Genomic DNA, 6698 nt, shown 5'->3' with positions numbered 1-6698 from the left:
CGGGACGTTCGCGCTGCCAGGCCGCGACGATGTCGTCGACCTCGTCACGCTCCTCGACACCCATGCCGCCATCCTACTGCGTCAAGAATCTTGATGTCGAGATTGTTCTGGCCGCGGACTACCTCTACCGTTTCGACCATGGACGTCGTCGACCTGGTGGGCAAGGGCCCGGCCACCCTCGTGCCGCTGCTGCGTGAGGGGTCGGTCTCCTCGCGGGAGCTGACCATCGCCACCCTCGACGCGATCGAGCGGGAGGACGCCCGGGTGAACGCCGTGGTCGAGCTGCTCGCCGACGAGGCGTTCGACGCGTCGACCGAGGCCGACGCCCGCATCGCGCGGGGGGAGACCGGGCCGCTGCTCGGCGTCCCGGTGGCGATCAAGAACGACCTCGACGTAGCGGGTCGGGTCACGGCTCTCGGCAGTCGAGCGGTGTCACGGGTGGCGGCCCAGGACGGCGATCTCGTGCAGGCCCTGCTGGCGGCCGGGGCGGTGCCGGTGGCCACCACGACGCTCCCCGAGCTCGCGATCTACGGCTTCACCGAGTCCGCAGCGCGCGGCATCACCCGCAACCCGCACCACCTCGACCGCTCCAGCGGCGGCTCGTCGGGCGGGTCGGCCGCGCTGGTCGCGTCCGGGGCGATCGGCGTGGCCACGGCGTCGGACGGCGCCGGCTCGATCCGGATCCCGGCAGCCAGCTGCGGGCTCGTGGGCTTCAAGACCACGCACGGCTACCTCCCGGGGGCCGGTGGCTGGCACGGCCTGTCCACCCAGGGGTGCGTCACGCCGACGGTGCGCGACACGGCGGTCTACCTCGACGCCGTGGGCCTCGGCGGTGCCGGTGCACTGGCGCACGCCGCGTCCACGACACCGCGCTCCCTGCGCATCGGGGTGAGCACCAGCACCGCGGCGGCCACCCGGGCCGAGCCCCTGCACCGCGACGTGAAGGCGGCCCTCGACCACGTCGCCGGCCTGCTGAGCGACGCGGGGCACGAGGTGGTCCAGGTCAAGGTGCCGTACGGCCTCGACGCCAAGGCGCTGACCGTCCGCTACCTCGCCGGGATCGCCGACGCCGCACGTGGTGTCGACGACCCGACCCTGCTGGAGCCGCGCACGCAGCAGATCGCTCGTCTCGGCCGAGCGTTCGGTCCCTCGTCGGTGGCCTGGGCGCAGCGCGCCGGCCTGCGGTTCGGGGCGACGGTCCACGACCGGCTCGGCGTCGACCTGCTGCTCACCCCCGTGATGAGCGGCCCGGCGCTGCCGGTGGGCCGCTTCGCCGGCAAGGGTGGCCTGCGCACCGTGCTCGGCATGAACGCCTTCTACCCCTACACCGCGCAGTGGAACCATGCGGGCGTGCCGGCCGTGTCGCTGCCCGTGGGGCGATCACGCAAGAAGGACCTGCCGCTCGCGGTGCAGCTGGTGGCCCGTCGCGACCAGGACCCGCTGCTGATGTCGGTGGCCTCGCAGGTCGAGTCGCTGCTGAGGGCCGAGTGATGCGCTGGGACCCGACGCAGTACCTGCGCTTCGCCGACGACCGCGGGCGCCCGTTCGTCGACCTCGTCGCCCGGATCCGGGGCGACGCCGCGACGGTGGTCGACCTCGGCTGTGGCGCCGGCAACCTCACGTCGGTGCTGCGTGGCCGGTGGCCGGACGCGCAGGTGCTGGGCGTCGACGCGTCGCCGGAGATGATCGAGCGGGCGAAGGCGGCCGACGACGACCCCGGCGCGCGGTACGAGCTGGCCGACGTCGAGACGTGGGCGCCCGCCGAGCCGGTCGACGTCATCACCTCGAACGCGATGTTCCAGTGGGTGCCCGAGCAGGAGGCGGTGTTGAGGCGACTGGCCGACGCCGTGCTCCCGGGCGGCTCCATCGCGGTGCAGGTGCCCAACAACGCCGACGCCCCGAGCCACTCGCTCATGCGCGAGGTCGCCGATCGGCCTCGGTACGCCGACCACACGCGGGGCGTGCTGGGGGTCCGTGGAACCGCGCCCGAGGTCTACCTCGAGCTCTTCGCCGACCTCGGCTGGGACTGCGACGCGTGGGAGACCACCTACCTGCACGTCCTCCCGGGCGAGGACCCGGTGTTCGAGTGGGTCAAGGGCACGGGTGCCCGCCCGGTGCTCGCGGCGCTGCCGGACGGGCTCCGCGAGGACTTCGTCGAGGAGTACAAGGCCGAGCTGCGCACCGCCTACCCGCGTCGTCCCTTCGGCACGGTGCTGCCGTTCCGGCGCACGTTCGCCGTCGCCACCCGCCCGCTCGGGTAGCCTGGTCCCGCCGTCGCGGCCCACGTCGCGACGTTCCCCGGTTGGTCTGCCGGCAGGGCCCGCCTGACTTTGAATCAGGACAAGCGACGCAGGTTCGACTCCTGCCCGGGGAGCGCCGGCCGCTCGGGCGCGGTCCCACCGGCCAACGATCCTTGCGCCTGGGGGGCTCGACGTGACCATGGTCCCCTCGGGTCCAGGCGCGTAGTGTCGAGAGCAGGTCGGCACGCGCCGACGGGTGACCCCGGCCAGGTGTGGGAATCTCGGAAGCCGCGGAGTGGATCGTGGGACCTGCGGTCCTGCACGTGAGGTGACTCGTGTGGGGCCGCAGTCTTGGGGCCCGGTCGCGCGACGTGCCACGTTCGTCCGCCCCTCGTCCCGTCAGGGTGCTGCGTAGTGCTGGTAGTCCGGCTCCGGGAAGTCGGCACCCCGCTCCCAGCCGATCCCCGTGAACGCCCGGTCGACGACGTCGCCGTCGACGATGACGCCGGGCGCTGCCTCGGTCCCGGGGGAGCGGTCGACGCCGACGAACGCCTGGGCGGCGGGCGGTCGTGCGGTCCCGTCGACCACGTAGGGGTTCTGCACCGGGTTGATGTCGACCGCGCGCCCGTAGGCGTGGGCCGACCACGTGTCGGTGCCCGCGACCGTGCGGCAGTTGTAGCCCGAGCTGTTGTTGGCGGCCATCGACCGGTCGTCGTCACCGTCGAACTCGTCGATGATGCGCATCGACTGCAGCGGGAACCGCTCGCGGTAGAGGGTGCCGAAGACCCGAACGACGTCGGCGGCGACGTCGGCGTGCACCACGATCTCGCCCTGGTGCGCCAGGCCCTCGAACCCGACGTACGGGAGCGTGACCAGCCGCAGGTCCGTGAGCGGCACCGGGCAGGTGTCGGGATCGTGGCTGGTCATCCGCTGCCGGGTGGCCGCGTCGATCCCGTCCACGGAGGCCTCGAAGGCCGGCAGGTCGGGCGGCGTCGGTGCTCCCGCCTCGCCGGGTGGTGCGGTGAGCCCGGTGGTGTCCCGCAGGGCGCGCCACGACATCACCGCGGCGTCGGCGGTCTGGCCGGACAAGGGGGTCGGTCCGCCGCCCTCGGGCGGGATCAGGCCGGGGAGCCACTGGTCGTCGGTGACCTGGCCGTCGGTCAGCGTGACCTGCAGGACGCCGGACTCGGCCGTGTCGCCGTGGTACCAGTGGAAGTTCCCGAGCCCGTAGGCGACGTAGGTCGAGTCGAGCGTGCCCGCTCCCATGGGGATGTGCGTGTGGGCGCCCACGACCACGTCGGCACCGGCGTCGGCGAGCGCTTCGGCCAGCTCCTGCTGCGCCGCGGTCGGCTCGGCGAGGCCCTCGGCGCCCCAGTGCAGATAGACCACCACCACGTCGTCGCGCTCGACGGAGGTGCGGATGGAGGAGAGGAGGCGCGTGGTACCGGCGCCCCTGGCGGTCGCGAGTCCGGGCCCGCTGCCCGGCTCCGCCGTCCAGACGGCCGCCTCGCTCTCCAGCGGGGAGGCGTCGGCGGCGTGGACGGCCACCGACGTCCCGCGGATGGTCCGGCGGTGGGGCGCGTAGGCGGCCTCGTCGTCGAGACCGATCCCCACCACCGCGACGGGGCCGTCCTCGGCCGCCGCCACGCTGTCGCGCACTCCGCGCACGCCGTAGTCGGCGCCGTGGTTGTTGGCCATGGACGCCACGTCGACGCCCGAGCGCTCGAGGACGTCGAGCGCCGATGCCGGTGCCCGGAACCAGTAGCGCGCCTCGGGTGACTCGAGCTCCTTGGCGGCCGGCTCGCCCCGGGTGGTGAGCGCCGTCTCGAGGTTGACGACCGCGAGGTCGGCCGCGGCGAGCAGCTGCGACATCTCGCCGAGCGTCGCGTCGCCGTCACCCGGCACGTCCGAGAGGTCGCCCTCGAAGTGGACGTCGCCGGCGAAGGCGAGCGTGATGGCGCGCGACGGGTCCTCGACCTCGGTGTCGAAGGACCAGGCGTGGACCGAGCATCCTCCGAGCAGCGCGACGACGCCCGCGAGCACGGGTCCCGTCCGCCGGCGGCGCTGGTCCATGCGTCGATGCTCCGTGACCGTGCCAAGCAGGCCGGTCCGTCAGTCCTCGTCGAGCGTGCCGACGGGGTCGAAGGTGAAGGAGCCGAGGTGGCGCTGCACCCCGCGGAAGGTCTCGGCGACCTCCGGGTCCTGCAGGGCCTTCTCGAGCGAACGGAGGGCGTCCTGCGTCCGGGCGTCGGTGGTCTCCTCGACGGGATCGGTCATCCCTCATGGTCTCCCGGACCGACGCGGTCCGCAGACCGAGGCGAGCGATCGGGTCCGGACGCTCCGTACACTGGCGGGCGTGCCTGACTCCACCACGCCGACCGTGACCGCGATCGTCCTCGCCGCCGGCGCCGGGACGCGCATGAGGTCCCGCTCGGCCAAGGTGCTGCACCCCTTGGGCGGGCGCAGCATGGTCGCCCACGCGCTCACGGCGGTCCGCGAGGTCGGCGCCTCGCAGGTCGTCGCGGTCGTGGGCCACGACCGTGAGCAGGTCTCCGCCGCCGTCACCGAGCTGGACGCCGGCGTCGTGCAGGCCGTGCAGGAGCAGCAGAACGGCACGGGGCACGCCGTCCGCGTCGCGCTCGACGCCCTCGACGAGGTCCCCGAGGGGACCGTGCTCATCACCTACGGCGACGTCCCCCTCCTCACGGCCCAGACGCTGTCGGAGCTGCTGCTCGACCACACCCACGCGGGTCGCGCCGTCACGATCCTCACCGCCGAGCTGGACGACCCCAGCGGCTACGGCCGCATCCTGCGCGACGAGCAGGGCGCCGTGGTCGCGATCCGCGAGCACAAGGACGCGACGGACGACGAGCGGGCCGTGCGCGAGGTCAACAGCGGCATCCTCGCCGTCGAGGCCGCCTTCCTGGACCACGCCACGCGCAAGCTCGACACCGACAACGCGCAGGGCGAGCTGTACCTCACCGACATCGTGGGCACGGCCGTGCGCGAGGGCCGCCCGGTCGGGGCCCACGTCCTCGAGGACGTGTGGCAGACCGAGGGCGTCAACGACCGGGCCCAGCTGGCCCGCCTCGGCAAGGAGCTCAACCGGCGCACGACCGACCACTGGATGCGTCAGGGCGTCACGATCGTCGACCCCGACACCACGTGGATCGACTCCGACGTCAGCCTCGGCACCGACGTCACGCTGCTGCCCGGCACCCAGCTGCTCGGCGCGACGACCATCGGTGCCGGTGCCACGGTCGGGCCCGACACCACGCTGCGCAACGTCGAGGTCGGCGACGACGCCACCGTCGTCCGCACCCACGGCTCCGACGCCGTCGTGGGCGCCGGCGCGAGCGTGGGTCCGTTCGCGTACCTGCGTCCCGGCGCGGTGCTGGGCGACCACGGCAAGATCGGCACCTTCGTGGAGGTCAAGAACTCGACCCTCGGCGAGGGCGCCAAGGTGCCTCACCTCAGCTACGTCGGCGACGCCGACGTCGGCGAGGGGACCAACATCGGTGCCGGCACGATCGTCGCCAACTACGACGGGGTGAACAAGCACCGCACGGTGGTGGGCAAGCACGCCCGCACCGGTTCGGACAACGTGTTCGTCGCCCCCGTGACGATCGGCGACGGCGCCTTCACCGGCGCCGGGACGATCGTGCGGGAGGACGTCCCGTCGGGGGCGCTTGCGGTGAGTGCTGGGACACAGAGGACCATGGACGGGTGGGTGCAGCGCAAGCGGCCGGGCACCCCGTCCGCTGCTGCTGCCGCCGCCGCCGAGGAGCCCGCTGGTGAGTGACCTGCTCAAGAAGACGCCGACGAAGAAGATCATGCTCTTCTCGGGCCGGGCGCACCCCGTGCTCGCCGAGGAGGTCGCGAACCTGCTCGAGGTCCCGCTCGTGCCGACCACGGCGTACGACTTCGCGAACGGTGAGATCTACGTCCGCTTCGACGAGTCGGTCCGCGGCAGCGACGCGTTCGTGATCCAGAGCCACGCGGCCCCGATCAACGAGGCGATCATGGAGCAGCTCATCATGATCGACGCGCTGAAGCGGGCCTCCGCGAAGCGCATCACCGTGATCCTGCCGTTCTACGGCTATGCCCGTCAGGACAAGAAGCACCTCGGCCGCGAGCCGATCTCGGCTCGTCTCATGGCCGACCTGTTCACGGCCGCCGGCGCCGACCGCCTCATGACGGTCGACCTGCACACGGCGCAGATCCAGGGCTACTTCGACGGTCCCGTCGACCACCTGCTGGCCATGCCGATCCTCACGCGCTACGTGAAGAAGAAGTACGGCAAGCAGCCGCTCGCGGTCGTCTCGCCCGACGCCGGTCGCATCAAGGTCGCCGAGTCGTGGGCCAACGCCCTGGGCGGCGCCCCGCTCGCGTTCATCCACAAGACCCGCGACCCGCGCAAGCCGAACGAGTCGAAGGCCAACCGCGTCGTCGGCGAGG

6 protein-coding genes and 1 tRNA gene are annotated in these 6698 nt (G+C 72.8%); 5 read left to right on the top strand and 2 right to left on the bottom strand.

Annotation, left to right across the window (positions count from 1 at the left end):
• The first annotated feature begins 138 nt into the window (after window positions 1–138).
• From ASF38_RS06210 to ASF38_RS06200, 3 genes are all read left to right on the top strand, one after another.
• On the top strand, window positions 139–1491 hold the full coding sequence (locus ASF38_RS06210) for an amidase (RefSeq protein ID WP_056574446.1): 1353 nt from the start codon (window positions 139–141) through the stop codon (window positions 1489–1491).
• Entirely contained in the window at window positions 1491–2261 is a 771-nt protein-coding gene (locus tag ASF38_RS06205) for a methyltransferase domain-containing protein (protein WP_056574442.1), read from the top strand. The genes ASF38_RS06210 and ASF38_RS06205 overlap by 1 nt, the downstream gene beginning before the upstream one ends.
• 34 nt (window positions 2262–2295) lie before the next feature.
• Window positions 2296–2374 (top strand) — tRNA-Gln (locus ASF38_RS06200).
• 265 nt (window positions 2375–2639) lie between these two features.
• Here the strand turns inward: ASF38_RS06200 and ASF38_RS06195 are convergent.
• The gene (locus tag ASF38_RS06195) at window positions 2640–4313 is read right to left on the bottom strand and encodes a CapA family protein (protein ID WP_056574439.1); all 1674 of its coding nucleotides are present in this window, start codon (window positions 4311–4313) and stop codon (window positions 2640–2642) included.
• A gap of 39 nt (window positions 4314–4352) precedes the next feature.
• Window positions 4353–4517, bottom strand: coding sequence for a hypothetical protein (locus tag ASF38_RS19050; RefSeq protein ID WP_235492862.1), 165 nt, complete (start codon window positions 4515–4517; stop codon window positions 4353–4355).
• A gap of 79 nt (window positions 4518–4596) precedes the next feature.
• On the opposite strand from ASF38_RS19050, the gene glmU reads away from it, so the two are divergent.
• Together glmU and prs are read left to right on the top strand one after the other, a co-directional pair.
• Complete coding sequence (gene glmU, locus ASF38_RS06190) at window positions 4597–6042, top strand: bifunctional UDP-N-acetylglucosamine diphosphorylase/glucosamine-1-phosphate N-acetyltransferase GlmU (RefSeq protein ID WP_255353818.1); 1446 nt, start codon at window positions 4597–4599, stop codon at window positions 6040–6042.
• A gap of 31 nt (window positions 6043–6073) precedes the next feature.
• A partial coding sequence (gene prs / locus ASF38_RS06185) for a ribose-phosphate diphosphokinase (RefSeq protein ID WP_235497461.1) occupies window positions 6074–6698 on the top strand: 625 nt, incomplete at its 3' end.

The organism is Aeromicrobium sp. Leaf272 (genome assembly GCF_001422865.1).
Lineage (GTDB): Bacteria > Actinomycetota > Actinomycetes > Propionibacteriales > Nocardioidaceae > Aeromicrobium.
The sequence above is the reverse complement of the archived record's forward strand: the minus strand, read 5'-3'. Positions and strand labels throughout refer to the sequence as shown.